The organism is Streptomyces sp. NPDC058650 (genome assembly GCF_042717315.1).
Taxonomy (GTDB): Bacteria; Actinomycetota; Actinomycetes; order Streptomycetales; family Streptomycetaceae; genus Streptomyces.
In genome coordinates this window covers 583-1776 of the sequence record NZ_JBHXRL010000047.1, presented here as the reverse complement: position 1 = coordinate 1776, position 1194 = coordinate 583, and the positions used below count along the sequence as shown (strand labels likewise).

2 protein-coding genes are annotated in these 1194 nt (G+C 71.9%); both read right to left on the bottom strand.

Translation table 11 applies throughout. The annotated features are described in order from the left end of the window. Nucleotides 1–84 precede the first annotated feature (84 nt). A complete protein-coding gene (locus ACFWWU_RS37105; protein WP_384153577.1) occupies nucleotides 85–786 on the bottom strand; it encodes a type 1 glutamine amidotransferase domain-containing protein in 702 nt (233 codons plus the stop codon). A 39-nt stretch (nucleotides 787–825) separates the two neighbouring features. Continuing rightward, on the bottom strand, nucleotides 826–1194 hold a 369-nt coding region (locus ACFWWU_RS37100; RefSeq protein ID WP_384153574.1), incomplete at its 5' end, for an aldo/keto reductase.

Here is a 1194-nt window from a genome sequence, read left to right as displayed (position 1 = left end):
GAGAGCTGGCTCTCCGAGCTCTTCGACTGATCCCCGCGGTCCCGCTTGCTCCGCCTCCCGTAGGAAGCGGAGCCAGCGGCCGGTTCAGGCCGCGAGCGCCTCGATCACCCGGCGCGCGACCGACGCGCTCGACTGAGGGTTCTGCCCGGTGACCAGGTTGCCGTCGACGACCACGTGATCACTCCACGGGGCCGCCGAATCGATGACGAGCCCCGCCTCGCGGAGTGCGGACTCGACCCACCAGGGCGTGTTCGCCCCGGTACCGCCGGTGCGCTCCTCCTCGTCGGTGAAGACCGTGAGGCGCCGGCCCGCGAACGCGTTCGAGCCGTCGGCGCGCTTCGCCGAAAGCAGGGCGGCGGGCCCGTGGCAGAACGGTGCGATGATCGTGCCCGCGTCGTTCGCGGCGACGAGCACCCGGCCGACGTTCGCGTCGAAGGCGAGGTCGGTCATCGGGCCGTGGCCGCCGGGCAGCACGATCGCGGCGTAGTCGGCTGCATCGGCATCGGCGACGGGAATCGCTGCTGCGAGGTCTGCGGCGATGGCGTCGAGGTACGCCGCGAGTTCGCCTGCCTGCGCCTCGCCGCCCGTCTGCGAGGGGTCGAGGCTGCCGGCGTCGACCGGCGGGGTGACGCCGCCCGGCGTGGCGAACGTGACGGTGTGACCGGCGGCCACGAGGTCGCGGTGGGCGGTCACGAGCTCTTCGGCCCAGAATCCGGTCGGATGCTGCGTGCCGTCGCTCATCATGAGCGAGTTCGCGCCGGTGACGATCATGAGGATGCTGCTCATTCGTGGTTCCTTTTCGTTGGTTGGTGCTGGTGCTGCGCCTCAGGCGGCGTGGAAGTCGGCGGGGTGCGGGCCCGTGCGGCCGTCGCGCTCGAGGGCGTCGATCGCCGTGAGCTCGTCGGCGGTCAGCTCGAATCCGAAGACGTCGAGGTTCTCGGCGATGCGGCTCGGCGTCACCGACTTCGGGATCACGACGCGCCCTTGCTGCAGGTGCCAGCGCAGCACGACCTGCGCGGGACTCGCGTCGTGGCGTGCGGCGATGGCGATGACGGATGCCTCGCCGAGCACGGCGCCCTGCGCGAGCGGGCTCCACGCCTCGGTGACGATGCCGTGCCGCTCGTTCGCCGCGACCGTGGCCCGGTTCTGGAGGGCGGGATGCAGCTCGACCTGGTTCACCGCGGGCACGACCGT

Excerpts from the sequence above, each read along its gene's own strand:
- ACFWWU_RS37105 (WP_384153577.1), bottom strand. The coding sequence starts at position 786 with ATGAGCAGCATCCTCATGATCGTCACCGGCGCGAACTCGCTCATGATG.